We start from the raw sequence: 15275 nt of genomic DNA, 5'->3' as shown, positions 1-15275 counted from the left end.
CAAGACAAACAGCGCGGTCTCTAAGCCGGTTCGACGGCATTTAGCGAAGGCAGACGAGGTACCGCGTTCGCTGTATAGATACCGGAAGTTCTCCAATATGCCACCGTGCAACGGCACGTGGCCGAGTTCGCTGGCCGGGTCAACGGGCAACACGGAACGCCGGACTGGGTGCCAATCCGTCACGTGACCGGTCGATTGGGCAAGCGACGCGCTTGCCGGGATTTATCGCGTGGCGCGGGTCGGCCTTGTCACACCGATCCGCGACGGCATGAACCTCGTCGCGAAGGAATATGTCGCCGCCCAGCGCTTTGAGGATCCGGGCGTGCTCGTGCTGTCGCGCTTGCCGGTGCGGCTCGCGAACTCGACGGGGCGATCCTTGTCGACCCTTACGATTCAGAAGCCGTCGCCAACGCGATCGCCCAGGCGCTGTCCATGTCGATGGAAAAGCGTCGCCATCGTTGGAACCAGATGATGCAGCACCTGCTGAAGCACGACATCTCAAAATGGTGCCGGGATTCCTAGAAGCATTATGATAGCGGTGAGCGAAAACAGGTTACCGAACAGGAAATTGGAACGACTGATGGGCAATGACGACAAGATTGAGAACGCACGCGAGGTGTTGGAGCACGTGATGCGCGCTTTGGACGAAATCAAGGCAGCGAATGTCGCGAGGATGTTCAAGACACATCCAATTGCTGCTTCAGGCGGCTCTCCCGATCTCGACGAGATCGTGGCAGCTCTCGCGGAAAATCCCGAGGAAGCCAATGTCCTGAAAGCCGGAATCGTTCAGGCGGCGGAAGGCAGGCGCGACGACCTTATGGTCATCGTCGCGGAGGTTTGGTATCGGCAGAAATTCGGCGTAGAAACGAACTCCGAGATCATTATCGCCTCCAATATGCGGTCCCGTACGCAATTGTAATGTGCATTATTTCAGTCGCTTGCACGTACCACTGGCACGCATTCGGCTTGAACAGTTGCGGAAGCATGTCTTGCCGTCAACCGGCCCTGGCAAACGACGTCACAGGACACCCCACGCCCGGTAGCGGCTCCGGCCCATCACTTCGCGGATGCCGAGTTCGGCGACGAGGCCGAGCGCCGCGCGCTGAGTGATTTTCAGCTCCTTGGCGATCTGCCTCCCGGCTTACCTCATCCCGGTATAAAGCGGGCTGCCAGCACCCCTCCGAAGGGATAGCCCTACCCTGTTGGCCAAGGTGCAATGAGCGCCTCGCTGTGGTATACTCCCAGCGGCCGGATCGATCCGTCTCGCCTACTAGGTCCGGCCAATATCCGATGCGCGGCCATTGAATACGACACAGCCGCTTGAACTCGGCCAACATCAAACTCACAATTTTTCTTGATGCTGGCGTACTGGTTCAGTCGGGCGTGTGTTTTCTGAAGGTGGGCACACCGTCATCTGTCATCGCAACGTACTGCCCGACAAAACACCTGATGAAGCGGTGTGCGCCGAGGCGTTAGCAACGGTGCAATCTTGGTCGCTATCGATCGGGGCATGAAGCAGATGGCTCAGCGGTATGGGGTAACCGCCCAAGGGACACCGTTTCGACGACCTGAACATCGCCTTGAACGAGGTTCTCGCCGCCAAGCGGTTAAAGCACTCAATATCTCTCATCGAGCATGAGTGGGAGTTCTGCTCCGCAAAAGCCTCTCCGCGATTGTGGGTCGATGTAACGCCTCATTGGATACGCAGTCATCGGTAGCAGCCGCCTTCTTGCACGGCCTCAGAGGCCCCGGACACACGGATTCCCCCCGCCGGCTTGGCGTGGACAGCCGCGGGGCTCGCGATCACCAAGACAGCCCTGCGCATGAGCACCGGAAGCGCAGAAAGCCGTCATTTGTAGGCCGTCCCCACCTGAATCCTATCCACACCCGGGCGCAGGACGCGGCAGCGGCCGTTATAGACATACCAGCGGTCGAAGCCGTCGACGCAGAATTCGACATTGTCGCCGATGCCGGCAAATCCCATGCCGCCTTCGATGAGATACCAGATGTTGCGCGTGTAACCGTCGGAAAGCAGGACGTCAGCCTCGCAATATTGCCGCGCGATGGGCTTGCGCTCGGCTCTCGGCTCGAAAAGGGTGGCGCGGATGCGCTGGAAATCGGTAATCGCGACGTCGGGCAGGTGCGGAACGTGCCGCACCTGGTAACGGAAGCGGTCGGTGATCTTGGCCAGAAAGCGCCTGTCGGCGCAGACCCCAGAATCTTGCTGCTGGTAAATCCTCATGTCGGCGGCGGGCGCAGCTGCCGGCGTCATGAACGAACCGAGGGCCAGCGTTGCGGCCATGGCGAAACGGGCGATGCGGGTCATGCTGTCCTCGTGAATGATGGCCGGCGCGAAGCACTATGGCCGGCAGTTTGCGCAAAGCCCGCGCAAGGTCAAGCGCCGCGGTAAAGTGGCAGCGCGCCGACAGTCGATCAGCTTGCGAACATACCAAAATTTCGGCATATCTTCGCAGACGGGCGACCCGGGCGGCGGATAGGACGAGAAGTCACCTATGCGCTGATGGTGCTCGCGGCAGCCGCAATCAAACACGAGGGCGGCTAGCAGCCCGCCAGCGCGCGTTTGCCTCCGGCCGGCGTCTGAGCGGTGGTGCCTAGCGCCGTGTGATCCAGGGCGCTCGCGAGGAGCACGTCATTCGACGGCTATTCGCTGTGGCGCATGCAGAAGGACGTAAACAACGATATTTACGTCCTTGGCAGGTACCGGTTCCCGTTGCCGATCGAACTGGTGAGGCTGAGAGCGATAATCGCGAAGGCACGGGAATTGCGGCAAAGCCGAGAGCGTTCGCCGAACGCCAAATGAGACTCGCCCGCCGAAAACGACCGCGGCCCCACAGGTGAAAAGCTTCGACGAGTTCGACTTTGTGGACCGTTACTGGGCGTTGGGCGGGCGCCGGTTGGCAATCGCCGTTGGGGCCGCGATCGAAATCAGGCAATGGGACATGGACACGCCGGAAGCCGAAGATTTCTGGGTTCGAGGCTGGACAGCTCTCGATTGAGTACGACAATCTGCCCTGGCCTGGGCACTGTTATTGCGTGGGCGCTACTGACGTCCGTCGAAATACATCGATCGTGGCGGCGCGGTCGCGCCTGCGAGGCGAACAGTCCCAAGTCAGACGGTAAACAGCACGAGAAGTTGCGCCAAGCTGATCAGGACCAGGAGGCCCGGCCAACAGTGGCATCGGACGGGGTGCGGTTTTGGTCGGCAGCTCCGCGATCACCCTCAGTTGAAGGTGTGCAGCCTGAGTTTAAGGCTGCCGTCTGCCTGCTTTTCGAAGACGTGGGTTGCCACCCCGGCCCACGGCTGATCCGCACCATTGGCGTCTTTGCCCTTGGCCGACCATTTCGCCGTGCCGAACAGCAGGTTGCCGTCACCCTGTGCCTCGATCAGTTCGAGCTTGTGGCCTGTTACCCCCATGCCGAAGAGTCCGTCAAAGAATTTCTCGACCCCGTCCCGCCCCTTAATCACGTCGTGAGTGGCGGGCAAGAAGATCGCGTCATCGGTGTAGAACGCCGCAACCGCCTTTGCATCTGCTTTGTTAAACGCAGCGTCCCAGGCAGAGTAAGCGGCTTTCACCTGATCTTCGACCGGGTCAGCCTTGGCTGGGGACCACGCTAAGAGGCAAAGGGAAAGCACGGCAAAAATTGCAGTAAGCAGTCTAACCATGGTGTCCTCCCACGAATGGCGGCACAGCCCGGCCGATGCCGCGTCAAAACCATACGCCCGGGTTGCTGGGCTGTCGATCAGCCGTTTGGGTGTGGTCCAAACCATCCGCACTCTCGAAAGTTTCATGACTTCAAATTGGCTGCCGCATGTTTTGGCGCGAGACTGCCAAGACGCTCGTGCAGCAGCTGGCGTAGAGTACGGCGCCGCTCGGGACGAAATTCGCACTCTCCTGCGCGTTGTCCTTATGGAGCTTGAGACCGGAATGAGCGCGCGCGCGGATCGGTAGTATCCATAGCGTCGTTTCAACTGGGAAGGTACGAAGGGGCGGTAAGTTTGCTGAAGCAGCGGCTGACCCGCATTCCCGTTAGCGACTGTCGCGAGCGCCCTCCTGGCTGCCAGTTGCGGCTATCTGGGCCGTTCTGGCCCACCCCCTATGTTGCTCGGCATCGGTCTAGAGAATCTGCCGGTCCTCTTACGTGGTGGTGAACGTTACGGGCATGTCCATCCACATCCGTACCGCGAGCGTCCAACTCGCTGAGCGCAGCCTGGTAGAATTCCTGTTGCAGTTTCGACAATGCTCCAACTGCTTTCGCACGTGCCGTTTCCCGGCGTTTGCGACCAACCCCGCAAGTGGCGGACGTTTCGGCGTCTGCCCGGATTGAACCCTGGCCCAGTAGCCTCGGGGCGGTTTGGGAACCTGAAGACGGGCACACAGCTTGGCGATTGCGACATCCGAAACGCCAAGCTCCCTGGCCACCTCCTGTGTCGGCTTCTCCCAAACCGGCGCGAACAGTCCTCGCGAGAGAACTCTTTTGAAGGCATTTTGGCTCCATTCTGGTCAATGGCTGGCGGGTATGCTTGTTCTTGTTATCGACACCCACATCTCTTCGTGAGCGATTTTCGACATTAGTGATTGATTTTCAATCCCCGTTCGACCATCGAGCGTACCGTGGCGCGACACCAAAAATCGGTAGCCGCCCAGCGCTATCGCCCAACATCGCATGGAGTGCCGGCAATGCCCCGAACGGCCGGCCGTCCTTGTCGAGTTGCCACACAGGAAAGCGAAAGCCGCGCTTGGCGCCATCGATCCCGAGCACCTGCCCGCTCTGCCGCTTGGCGTTGACCGTCACCCTCGACATGCCGAGCAGTAGATATCCGCGCGAGGCCAGTGGCCGATACACAAAAAGCCCGAGCCGGTATTCGAAGCCACGATATTCGTGGCGCCGAAGAGGCGCATTTCGATCCGGATCGTCATAATCGCGGGTGCGGTCGGATTCTATCATCTGCGGGACAGTGGCGGTTTCCATCGCGTGGCGGCGTTCTTCCAGGCGCCTGCGTCGAACACCTTTTCGGCCACGTTCTCCATCTGCGCCGGCGCGGCTCGCACAAACCGCGTGGTCGATGGCGACAATTCCTGGTTTCGTGGTGAGAAGATCCGCATCGCCGATATCGACACGCCCGAACTCAGTCCACCGCGCTGCGTGCGTGAGGCGCAATTGGGTGAAGCGGCCAAGCGTCGGCTGAACAGTCTGCTCAATGCCGGCAGCTTCTCCCTGTCGGCCGGATGGCGCGACGAAGATCAGTATGGCCGCAAGCTTCGCACCGTCTATCGCGACCGTCAGTCCCTCGGCGGGATTCTTGTTTCTGAAGGGCTCGCACGGCGATGGGAAGAATCGCGTCGCAGTTGGTGTGATTGAACTGCTTGGCCGCTTCGACAGCGATTCAATCATCGTCATTGATCAAGTGGCGGAGGTCGATTCATCCAACTCGTGGACGTCGCCCCCACGGAGCGAGAATCGGGGTAACGGCGAATAAGTACATCGAGCTCCCCTGGTTCACAGGATCGACTATGACTGCAATTTTGCGCGCTTCATGTGCTGACGATCGAGCCGACCCTGTTCCGCGGCGCATCGCTGGTTGGCCGCGGGGCCAGATCGTCACGCGCAGTCAGCACAAGGTTCAGATTACTCCTCATAGAGTTCGCGCAGCGTTTTCAGAACCTGCCTCAGCACAGTATCCGGGACACTCCCGAGGCGCTTCAGCAGTCTGCGCTTGTCCAGCGCTCGAGCTTGCTCTAGCAGTATAAGCCCGTCCACGCCCTGGAATGCCACCGGCACACGAAATCCTGCAGGTTTGCTACCGGAAGTCATCGGCGCCGCAATGACGGTGCGCAAGTGGTCGTGGATCTCAGGCGGTGATACGATCAGGCACGGTCGCGTCTTTTGGATCTCGCTGCCGACCGTCGGATCAAGCGCGGAAAGCCACACCTCGCCACGTTTCACCATGCGAGTTTGGCATCGTCGTCATTGGCGAATTCCGGCCATGCCAGCTCGTCGTCGCCCTCAGCGGCAAGCCGGGCAGCATCCTCGGCCCAGCCCTGGCGGGGCGGGTTGATGACGCGCTCGATCACGATCCGGTCACCCTCGACCCGAAGTTCGACATGGTCGCCTGCCCGAGCGCCAATCTCGCTCAGGAGTGGCTTGGGTATGATGATCCCTGCGGAATTGCCGAATTTCTTGACCGCGCTCAACATGACGCTCTCCACTACTCTGCCAAAAACATATAGCACCCGCGGAATACCGTTACAACAATGTAATCACGAACAGAGTGCGTGGGACCGACATCGCTCGATATCTCAACCTGTTTTGCCACAAGGCTCTGGCCGTCTCTTCGGTGCCATGGATGGCGCGCACCGGCCTCCGCAACTCGCCCTTTGGGGCTACAACGTCCTGGCTGTGGATTTTCAGGAGTAGGGAGGGTCATAAACCGGCCATTTGCCGTTTCAACTTGAGCAGCGTCGGGGTTGCGGATTTGCACGGGAGCGCCCGCGATCCCCATCAAGACGCCGTTTTTCTGCAGCTTCGCGTCGTGGGCGTGAGCTGCATCTCGAACGGTCACGGGGGTGCGGTCGTACCCCTCACGATCTCCATATCCGTTCGTCATGAATTTTGGCACGGGTCATCCCCTTCAGACTATTGACGCCATACGGAGCTTACCAGCAAGCTATGTACCCTCGTCGTAAATGGAGGGCACCCAAAGATGATTCCTCTCGCAGGCCTTGATCAGGCCGGAAGAACGGCTCTCCACCTACCGATTGTGACGGCGCGGCCGGGATTTCGATTATCCAGCTACTTGCAACGTATTCCAATCAGCGTCAGGGCGAAACGACCGGCTGGTATGCGTCGTTCTGGGACTTCTGCGCGAATTACCTGAATGATCGGTTCGGCAAGGACTGGTGCATCGGTCCGGAGCAATCTCTCTCCTTCCACGCTGGCAGCCGAACGGTGCCTAGGCAACTGCTCGTGCGCAGCCCGGCCGGGGGAAACAAACCGACGAAACTTCTGCACGGCACCTCGATATTCGATATGCGGGCGAATATGCCGCCAGCGCGAGACATAGTCGAAGTTGAGGGTTTGCGTCTCTACACGCTGGCGCTGGCGCTGATCGAAGCGTCCGCCGCCTTCTTCACGCAAAAGGCGACCGAGGCGCGCACCGCGCTCGCTCTGTTTTCGGATGCATCGGAAATCTTATCGAGGCTCTTAGAGGGCGGTCACAGCACGATCGCCGGCAGATTGGCCGGTGCCTTTCGCAATATCGGTCGCGACCGCATTGCCGACGACATCGTGCGCAGCATGCAGGCAGGCGGCTACACCCGTGAAACCGATCCGTTCGATGCACGCCTCGAGCTCGCGCTGCCGCGCCGCGAAACCTCTCCCTACGCCGCACGGATACGGCTGATGTGGCAAGAAATGCGCGGTGCCATCATCGAAAATTTTCCCAGGGCGCCGGGAAGGCCAAGCCATGTCGAGGCGTACCTCAAGCGCGTCGATGACGTGTACGTTACGGATGCTTACCACTCGCTCTCGATCGAAGGCTACCGGTTGAGCCCGGAGCTGATCGAACCGGTGCGCAGTGGCACCTGGAACCCCGACAATGATGCGCAGGACAGCCAGCATCGCGATGCGCTCGCCGCGCGCGGTTACTATCAGGCGTTCGAAGCTGTCAAACAAAGCGTTGCCGCCGTCCTCAGCAACGAGAAACCCGGCACGGTCGTCGATCACCATCACGGCACCTGGTATCGCGAGCTCTTCGCCCCCAGCGTCACAGCCGGCATTGCGAAGCCGGGCGACCTCGCCGGATATCGAAGCGACCGTGTGTTTATCCGCAACTCCATGCATGTGCCGCTCTCGCCGGCCGCCGTGCGCGACGCCATGCCGGTCTTTTTCGAGATGTTGGAAGGCGAGGAGCACCCAGCGGTCCGTGTTGTGCTCGGGCACTTCGTCTTCGTCTACATTCACCCCTACATGGATGATAACGGCCGCATTGGCCGATTCTTGATGGATGTCATGCTGGCGGAGGGCGGGTATCCTTGGACGGTGATTCCGGTTGAACGCAGGGCCGACTACATGGCAGCCCTAGAACAAGCCAGCGTTCATCAAAATATTGTGCCGTTTAGCCGATTTGTTGGGGACCTGGTGGAGCAGGGACTTGCCGGACGGACAACTGCAACTTTACCAGACAAGTAGATCATGCCGACCCTCCCCTCTCGCAACTGCCACCGCCAAAGAACTGGGACGAGTTCGAGGATATCTGTGCTGATGTATTTGGGCGTGAGTGGAACGATCCTAATACAGTACGACACGGCCGTCAGGGTCAACGGCAACACGGGGTCGATATCTATGGCTCCCGTGATGATTCGCATCGTGCAGTGCAAGGGAAAGAAGATTTGGCCGCCCAAGCCACTCACCAAGCAGTCGATCACCACTGAGGTCGAGAAGCTAAGTCGTTCACGCCGCCGCTAGCAGAGTTCACAATCGCGACGACCGCGGAAAACGACCAGTCCCTGCAAGAGCACGTCCGCAAGATTACTGCGGAACACCGAAAAGCCGATCTGTTCTCGGTTCATATTGTGGGCTGGGACGAAATTCAGCGACGGCTGACCACGTATCCGGATCTGGTAGAAAAACATTATGGGTTTTTCGCTCTCGGCTCGGTCGATCGGAGGGTTGATGACCTCCAGCGTTCGGTCGATCGCATCCTCAATGTCGTCAGTGTCGGTATCGTGCCCGCCGGAATGGGCGAGGAATCCGCGACGCCGGCTCTCACTGGCCCGGCCGCTGATCGGCCAAGCTTTGCAGAGGCTTTGGAGCGGGATTTTTCCGCGCGCTATTTGCGTGCGCTCCGGCGCGGCGGCATGAAGGCTGTGGACCGCAATGCGGCCGAGACTGCCCTTCGCGTATCGGACGATCAGGAACGGCTCATTCTGGCGACAGGCCGCTATCTCGGAGAAGGCTTTGACGACCACCGGCTCGACACGCTGTTCCTCACCATGCCGATCTCGTGGAAGGGGACGCTCGCCCAGTATGTCGGGCGCCTGCATCGCGAACATCAGGGCAAGTCCGACGTTCTCGTCTATGATTGTGTCGACGGGGCCGTGCAGGTTCTGGCGCGTATGGCCGCGAAGCGGCGGACCGGATATCGGACCCTTGGCCACCGTCTGGAATAGCGCCGGTCAGGGTCTATCGACGATGTTGCAGCCTTCGTTTGACGATATTGGCTGTTTGGCTCTCCAAAGGCCAAACGACCATGGCTATGCGCCTGGGCGCAACGCGTCGAGCAGCGGCTTGAGCTTGATTTGCGCCGATGCCTCTCGATGAGGCCATCGATCCTTTCGATCCAGTCCTCGAACCGGCCCCCGCATCATAGGCGAGCGCGGCCTTTTCCAGCCACTGCGCCGCGGGTCCATAGAAACCAGCCTCCCCGGCGTCCATGGCGAGGTCGAGGTCGGCCACGGCTCCAGCGACCTCTCCTGCCCCGTGGTGGCGCTGGAAACCTGGATCCGGTACGGCTGCATCACCCCCGGCCCCCTCTTCCGGCGCATCTTCAGGGACAACAAGACCGTCGATGTTGAGCGTCTGTCAGACAAGCACGTCACGCGCCTGGTCAAGCAGACGGCGCTCGCCGCTGGCGTCCGCTCCGATCTCCCCGAAGGGGAACGCGCGCTGTTGTTCTCATGACACTCGCTGCGCGCCGGGCTTGCCTCCTCGGCCGACATTGAGGAGCGATACGTGCAAGAGCAACTCGGCCATGCCTCTGCCGAGATGACCCGCAAGTACCAGCGCCGTCGCGATCGGCTCCGCACCAACCTCACCATCTAAAGTCCCCTCCCCTGCCCGACTAATGGCGCCGGAGCTTTCGGCGGCGAGCTGAAGCCGCCGTGAGGCTGTCATCGAAAGCCGTGCAATCTCGGCAACGACAGCGCCAAAACCTCCGCGAAGACCCTCTTCGAAAGAGGCGAGAACGGATTTTTCATCCCCGGCTTCGACATAGATTACCCGTCCCGGAGGAAGGCCGGCCTGTTCGATCGCAGGCGCGAAAAGATCGGGCCGGGTGACGCACCACAGCACCTTGCCCGCCGTGCCCGCGGCAATACCGGCAGCGAAGAGTGCCGCGGCCGCGCCATCGACGGCGCCATTTCCACCACCCGCGACCTCGTGCAGACCGCCAAAAGCCAATCCCCCTCCCGGCAGAACCCTGTCAATCGCGGCCACTCCGAACGGCAAAACCGCCCGGGCGCGCGCGTTTCCGCCGTCGAGGCGCGCGATGCGTTCTCGAAGCTCGGAAATGGCAGCAGGGGGCGCCGATACACTCATCCGACCCTTGAAACGCGGAAAGCCTGTGATATGTTCGACATTTGTTCTCGTCTTGGCTAAGAGTTAACCTTGAATGGTGTCGTGCTCCTGCGGGAGGAGGCATTCGATTCTTGTGAGTCAGCACCGAAGGTTGACCCTTCTCAACTTAATGCGCGACTTTGCTTGCAAAATTCGCGATGCAGGTGGGATCATCATCGGCACCGATCGTGACCCCCCACTCTCGATTCATGTCAGCAAATCAAGGCGACGGACTTTTTGCACGGGGTCAACCTTCGGTTCTGATTGACATTACCTACACTGTGTATTGCATTTTGCGCTACGCTCATCTATCTTTCCGCACAGGAGAAAACCATGACCACTACCGCTGAACGCAAGGAACACCCGATTTCAATGCGCCTTCCCGAGGCCGACGTCGCAATGATCGATCGCGCCGCAGGCCTGCGCGGCCGATCGCGCACGGACTTCGTGCGTGAGGCTGCCGTTCGCGCGGCCGAGGATGTGCTGATGGAAAACCGGCTCATCCGCATGAGCCCGGAAGGCTTCTCGGACTTCATGGCGGCTTTGTCCGGGCCCGCAAGCCCAGTGCCCGAGATGGTGAAGTTGGCAAAGCGCCCCGCGCCGTGGGAACCAGGCTACATCGCAAAGCGCTGAGCCGTGGTCCTCTCAACTCCCGAACTTTTCACCGCAGCCCACGACGTTTCCGAGTTTACCTGCGGCACGCCAACTCTCGATCATTGGCTCAAGACCCGCGCGCTCACCAATCAGGAGAAGGGCTTCACCGCCGTCTTGGTCGTGCATGATGCCGGACGCGTCGTTGGCTATTATGGTCTCGCGCCGACCGCCGTCGTTCCGAACGTGCTCCCTCGCTCCATCCGCACCGGTCAACCGCCCGATCCGGTGCCGTGCCTGTTGCTCGGGCAACTTGCAACCGACATCGGCTGGGTAGGCCGTGGGATTGGAACAGGTCTGGTCAAACACGCTCTTGAGCGCTGCGTAACTGCGGCCCGGCTCGTTGGCGGTCGCGCACTGATGGTCAACGCCGTTGACGACGAAGCCGCTGCCTTCTGGCAACGGCGTGGCTTCGTTCCGTCCAAGGACGATCCGCTCGTCTTGTTCCGTTCGATTGCTGCGATTGCCGCCTCGACTGCCGCAGTACAAAGATAGGTTCAATTTTAGCTGTCGCTTGGCCGTTAATGGGGAGTTCCGCAAAGGCTTGGCGGCCTGCCCGAGATGTAAGGCATCGCTTGCAGCCGGTAAGACTCGTGCAGACGGCACGCCGATCTTGCGACGCCGCTTCCGTTTCGCCTCGCTCCAGCGGCGGAGGAGGAGCGCATGGTTTGCGCTAGCGTGCGCTTGCGGGACAATTGAGCAGTTGATGACAGCGCCGGCCCCATGCCATAGAGGCGGTGAAATCAACCTTGGGGAGAACATCAATGAACACATCCGAACTCGTGACAAAGCTGGCGGAGACGCACAGCGTGAGCAAGGCGCAAGCCAAGGCAATCGTTGACGACGTGCTGAAGGGCATTGTCGACACAGCTGCGAGCGGCGCGGAGGTCTCGCTGCCGGGATTCGGAAAGTTCAAGGTCAAGGAGACGCCGGAACGCGAAGGGCGCAACCCGGCAAATGGCGAGAAGATCAAGATTGCCGCGGCAAGGAAGTTGACCTTCTCTCCAGCCAAGGCCGTCAAGGACACGCTCAACGGCTAGGCAAGTGAAAGGCCGCCCCCGGCCTCGCTGTGGGATGTTAATAAACCGATGAGGGCGGGCTGGGTTTCCCGGGAGGGTGGCATTGCCGCTCCAAACCCGCTCCCCGATCGTTTCCCGCCGCCGTTTTCATGGTCCGCCCGGGGCGATCATCTCAATGCCTGTCATCGTCGTCACGGGCATGTGGCGCCTCTGCGAGTGTTACGGTCGTCGCTGGTAGCCCGTCATCTCGAGATAGCCCTTGCCGTGATGGGTGCCGTTCACCCGCACCGGACCTTTCCCGTAGGGAATGCTGAGCCCCATCCACGCATGAGTGTTGAGCGCGGAGACGGTGATATCTAGGCCGCGGTCGGACAAGGCGAGGCGCCAGCGCGTGGGAACGTCGCGCCCCTCCACCCGGCTGGTCTCGAGCGGTGTCGCCTCAAACTTGTCGTCGCCGTAGGGTGCCGGGGCACCGTCCGCCCCGATCCAGGTGGCAGAGGTGAAGCCGCCGCCCGCGGCTTCACCTCTGGCGGAAAGCCCATCAGCTTCTGCCCCGTGTCGAAGGAGAGCGAGAACCAGTCCCATCCGGCCTGGTCCTCCGCTAGCGGCTGCGACGACGATTCGCGGCCATGGCGAGCAACAGCGCCATAAGCGCCAACCCGAGGCCGGCCAGCTGCTGGCGCGTGTCGGCCCAGAACCATTGCGCCATGGCGCGGACGGACTGCCCCTCGCCGAGGCGCAGGATCGTGGCGAGACAAAACGGCAGCGCAAGTGCTGCGCCGAGCAGCAGGCAGGCGAGCAGCGCGAAACCAGCGGCCAGCCCGACTCCGGTGATGGCCAGCACCCCCGCTGCCGCGAGCAGCACGACCGCGGCTGCAGCCTGCAGCTTTCGCGTCCGTCCCGAGACCAGCGCCCAGGCGCGCCCGCCGGCGCTCACAAGGACCGGCATCCGCGCCAAGCGCCACAATGCGCCCGCGGAGGCGAGTAGTGCGCCGCCCAGCGCCATGGCTATTCCCGAAAGCCACCATTCCGGACGGATTTGCAGCGTGCCTGCGACGCCGGCGCCATAGAGTCCCCTGAGCGTCGCGGCCACGTCCGGCAGCAGGAGCGCTGCGATGAGATAGCCGAGCGCGGTGCCGAGCGCGCCCGCAAGCGTCGCCAGCACGACAAGCTCCAGCACCATCAGCACGATCAGGTGGCGGAGCGGCACGCCCAGCGCGCAGGGTGCGGACCATCCCGCGCCGCTGCTCGAAAGCAAGACCGATCGCACCGTGGACGATGAAGATGCCGACCGCGAAGCTGAGGAAGCCGAAGGCCGTGAGGTTGAGATGGAAGCTATCGGTGAGCCGGCCGACATCGGTCGCGCCATCCGCGCGCTGGAGCAGGAGGTCCGGCGCGATCTCGGCCAGCGGCCGTTGTCGCAGGGGCTGCTCCGGCAGGACGATCAGACGACTGATGAGCCCGGCCCTGCCGAGCAGTGTCTGGGCGACGCCGATGTCGGCGAGTACGGTACTTGGTGCAACCGCCTGGTCGACCAGAATCGGGTTGGGCAGGTTCGCCGCAAGAAGTGTCGCCATCTCCGGGCCGGCGACCAGCGTGTGCGCGCGCAGGAAGCCGTTGAGGTCGGTGCGCGCCAACGCCGCGCTCGCAGCCGAGCCCGGCGGCGCGGTCAGCGGATCGACGCCGACCAGCCTCAGGGCGGTGCTGCCGACGCGCAGCCTTCCCTCCACGACGGGGCTGACCAGCCAGCCGGCGCGGCGCAGCGCGACGAAAAGCTCCTGGGGAATGGAACCACCATCGCGAGGCAGAAGCTGGTCGAACTGGCCGTCGGCCAGCGTGGCGGCAGCCGCATCGTAGCTGGCGCGCGCCTCGGCGTTGATCGCCTGCACACCCGACCAGAGGGCTGTCGCCAGCGCGAGGCCGAGCACCAGCGTCAGCAATTGGAGCCGGTTGCGTCGCCAATGCGAGGCCAGTGCCGAGAGGACCGCGCCCGTCATGCAAGGCGGCCCTGACTGAGATGCGCCCGGCTCCCGAGACGTGCTGCAAGGCGCGGGGAGTGCGTGACCATCAGGAGCGCCGCGCCGGTCTCCGCCACAAGCGCGAGGAATTGCTCCATCACCTCGTCCGCGGTCGCCTCGTCGAGGTTGCCGGTCGGTTCGTCCGCGAGGATCAGCTTTGGCCGCGCCGCAAGCGCGCGGGCGATCGCAACGCGCTGCTGCTGGCCGCCGGATAGCTGCTCCGGATATTTCTGCAGCTGCGACTCCAGACCGAGCGCACTGGCCAACCGTGAAAGCTCCTGCGGTTCCGGCTTGCCGTTGAGACGCGCCTGGAAGGCGATGTTGGCGGCAACGTCCAGAGAGGGATGAGGTTGAACTGCTGAAAGACGATGCCCACCGCGCTTCGCCTGAGTCTCGCGCGGCCGTTATCGTCGAGCTTAGTGGCCTCTTGCCCGTCGAGCAGTACGCGCCCGCCGTCGGCAGCGTCCAGCCCTGCCACGAGGTGTAGCAGCGTGCTCTTGCCCGAGCCGGCTTCGCCGGTCAGCGCCAGCGTCTTGCCGGCGTCCAGCGAGAACGTCACGCCGCGCAGGACGGGTACCGGGCCTTCCGGGCCAGGATAGGACTTCAGTAAGTCTCGATCAAAAGCAGCATGCAGCATAGCTATCTTCTGTAACGAAAAGGGAAGCCGGCGATTTGAACCCTGCCCAAGAGTACTGATAGGCGTCCGTTGATGTCATCGATGATGAAGGTGGCGACGCATCGCGCTTCAACGAGCGCTTCTGTGCTCTTTCAAGAGGCTGTCGGTGGAGCCAAACGCACGAGCTGGCTTTTCGACGCAACAGGACCGATCGCTCGGATATTCGGCAATTCGGGCCACACCATGCATGTTACCCGACTGCGGGCCCAGCAGGGTATAGCTATCATGAAGGGCGACTTCCTCTCGGCACGAAAGCGAACGGCAAATGCAAAGCCGCCTGCGCGCACCAAGACGATCAGCAATTATGCGCGGAGCATCAGCGAGAATTCATGCACCTTCAACCGAGCGGCTGCTTAGCTCCATCAGGACCGCCGCACTGGCGCGGACATCAGGCAGTCCGGAGAACCAGCTCATATCCCTCTGGTCAACCGTGGAGGTCCTTCTGAGCGAATTCAAGGACGAAGCGAGAATCGTTCATTACGCATCCCTGATCGCACCGTGTATTGTGTCCCGCCATGGTCGCCGACAGGTTAATGCGGTCTATGAAGAACTCCT

Annotated in this window: 12 protein-coding genes and 8 pseudogenes; 10 read left to right on the top strand and 10 right to left on the bottom strand. The window is 61.7% G+C overall.

Translation table 11 applies throughout. The features are described from left to right. Window positions 1-84: 84 nt before the first annotated feature. Window positions 85-522, top strand: a pseudogene (locus ABVK50_RS30240) (trehalose-6-phosphate synthase); the annotation flags it as partial. Between the two features lie 58 nt (window positions 523-580). Next, complete coding sequence (locus ABVK50_RS30235; RefSeq protein WP_353646625.1) at window positions 581-919, top strand: hypothetical protein; 339 nt, start codon at window positions 581-583, stop codon at window positions 917-919. Between the two features lie 99 nt (window positions 920-1018). Here the strand turns inward: ABVK50_RS30235 and ABVK50_RS30230 are convergent. Further along, window positions 1019-1129 (bottom strand): annotated as a pseudogene (locus ABVK50_RS30230) (helix-turn-helix domain-containing protein); the annotation flags it as partial. A 720-nt stretch (window positions 1130-1849) separates the two neighbouring features. Beyond that, on the bottom strand, window positions 1850-2326 hold the full coding sequence (locus tag ABVK50_RS30225) for a hypothetical protein (RefSeq protein WP_353646624.1): 477 nt from the start codon (window positions 2324-2326) through the stop codon (window positions 1850-1852). 529 nt (window positions 2327-2855) lie between these two features. On the opposite strand from ABVK50_RS30225, the gene ABVK50_RS30220 reads away from it, so the two are divergent. Beyond that, a complete protein-coding gene (locus ABVK50_RS30220) occupies window positions 2856-3017 on the top strand; it encodes a hypothetical protein (protein ID WP_353646623.1) in 162 nt (53 codons plus the stop codon). A 224-nt stretch (window positions 3018-3241) separates the two neighbouring features. Here the strand turns inward: ABVK50_RS30220 and ABVK50_RS30215 are convergent, their stop codons facing one another. Together ABVK50_RS30215 and ABVK50_RS30210 are read right to left on the bottom strand one after the other, a co-directional pair. Next, window positions 3242-3685 carry an SgcJ/EcaC family oxidoreductase gene (locus tag ABVK50_RS30215; RefSeq protein ID WP_353646936.1) on the bottom strand — a complete coding sequence of 148 codons (444 nt, stop codon included), beginning with the start codon at window positions 3683-3685 and terminating at the stop codon, window positions 3242-3244. 838 nt (window positions 3686-4523) lie between these two features. Then, a pseudogene (locus tag ABVK50_RS30210) lies at window positions 4524-4833 on the bottom strand (hypothetical protein); the annotation flags it as partial. Between the two features lie 162 nt (window positions 4834-4995). Here ABVK50_RS30210 and ABVK50_RS30205 point away from each other — a divergent pair. Beyond that, window positions 4996-5382: a thermonuclease family protein gene (locus ABVK50_RS30205; protein ID WP_353646622.1), complete on the top strand. Its 387-nt coding sequence runs from the start codon at window positions 4996-4998 to the stop codon at window positions 5380-5382. Window positions 5383-5649: 267 nt separating this feature from the next. Here the strand turns inward: ABVK50_RS30205 and ABVK50_RS30200 are convergent, their stop codons facing one another. Together ABVK50_RS30200 and ABVK50_RS30195 are read right to left on the bottom strand one after the other, a co-directional pair. Further along, on the bottom strand, window positions 5650-5970 hold the full coding sequence (locus ABVK50_RS30200) for a type II toxin-antitoxin system PemK/MazF family toxin (protein WP_353646621.1): 321 nt from the start codon (window positions 5968-5970) through the stop codon (window positions 5650-5652). Beyond that, entirely contained in the window at window positions 5964-6218 is a 255-nt protein-coding gene (locus tag ABVK50_RS30195) for an AbrB/MazE/SpoVT family DNA-binding domain-containing protein (RefSeq protein ID WP_353646620.1), read from the bottom strand. The genes ABVK50_RS30200 and ABVK50_RS30195 overlap by 7 nt, the downstream gene beginning before the upstream one ends. A gap of 769 nt (window positions 6219-6987) precedes the next feature. On the opposite strand from ABVK50_RS30195, the gene ABVK50_RS30190 reads away from it, so the two are divergent. The 3 genes and pseudogenes from ABVK50_RS30190 to ABVK50_RS30180 all read left to right on the top strand — a co-directional run. Continuing rightward, window positions 6988-8211: a Fic family protein gene (locus ABVK50_RS30190; RefSeq protein ID WP_353646619.1), complete on the top strand. Its 1224-nt coding sequence runs from the start codon at window positions 6988-6990 to the stop codon at window positions 8209-8211. A 611-nt stretch (window positions 8212-8822) separates the two neighbouring features. Next, window positions 8823-9191, top strand: a pseudogene (locus tag ABVK50_RS30185) (hypothetical protein); the annotation flags it as partial. Window positions 9192-9459: 268 nt separating this feature from the next. Beyond that, window positions 9460-9843: pseudogene (locus tag ABVK50_RS30180) on the top strand (tyrosine-type recombinase/integrase); the annotation flags it as partial. Window positions 9844-9870: 27 nt separating this feature from the next. Here the strand turns inward: ABVK50_RS30180 and ABVK50_RS30175 are convergent. Continuing rightward, window positions 9871-10338 (bottom strand): annotated as a pseudogene (locus ABVK50_RS30175) (damage-inducible protein); the annotation flags it as partial. 351 nt (window positions 10339-10689) lie between these two features. On the opposite strand from ABVK50_RS30175, the gene ABVK50_RS30170 reads away from it, so the two are divergent. The 3 genes from ABVK50_RS30170 (at window position 10690) to ABVK50_RS30160 (ending at window position 12047) form a co-directional block, all read left to right on the top strand. Beyond that, window positions 10690-10989 carry a DUF1778 domain-containing protein gene (locus tag ABVK50_RS30170; protein WP_353646618.1) on the top strand — a complete coding sequence of 100 codons (300 nt, stop codon included), beginning with the start codon at window positions 10690-10692 and terminating at the stop codon, window positions 10987-10989. A 3-nt stretch (window positions 10990-10992) separates the two neighbouring features. Next, a complete protein-coding gene (locus tag ABVK50_RS30165; protein ID WP_353646617.1) occupies window positions 10993-11502 on the top strand; it encodes a GNAT family N-acetyltransferase in 510 nt (169 codons plus the stop codon). A 269-nt stretch (window positions 11503-11771) separates the two neighbouring features. Beyond that, window positions 11772-12047, top strand: a complete 276-nt coding sequence (locus ABVK50_RS30160; RefSeq protein WP_353646616.1) for an HU family DNA-binding protein — start codon at window positions 11772-11774, stop codon at window positions 12045-12047. 198 nt (window positions 12048-12245) lie between these two features. Here the strand turns inward: ABVK50_RS30160 and ABVK50_RS30155 are convergent, their stop codons facing one another. The 3 genes and pseudogenes from ABVK50_RS30155 to ABVK50_RS30145 all read right to left on the bottom strand — a co-directional run bounded on the left by ABVK50_RS30155 (window position 12246) and on the right by ABVK50_RS30145 (window position 14681). Then, window positions 12246-12611, bottom strand: a complete 366-nt coding sequence (locus ABVK50_RS30155) for a lipocalin family protein (RefSeq protein ID WP_353646615.1) — start codon at window positions 12609-12611, stop codon at window positions 12246-12248. A 34-nt stretch (window positions 12612-12645) separates the two neighbouring features. Next, window positions 12646-14023: pseudogene (locus ABVK50_RS30150) on the bottom strand (FtsX-like permease family protein); the annotation flags it as partial. Continuing rightward, window positions 14020-14681, bottom strand: a pseudogene (locus tag ABVK50_RS30145) (ABC transporter ATP-binding protein). The pseudogenes ABVK50_RS30150 and ABVK50_RS30145, both read right to left, overlap by 4 nt. Window positions 14682-15275 lie beyond the last annotated feature (594 nt).

Origin of the sequence: Mesorhizobium sp. WSM2240 (assembly GCF_040438645.1) — a bacterium.
Classification (GTDB): Bacteria; Pseudomonadota; Alphaproteobacteria; order Rhizobiales; family Rhizobiaceae; genus Allomesorhizobium.
Note: the sequence above shows the minus strand (reverse complement) of the source record. Positions and strands in the feature narration are given on the sequence as shown.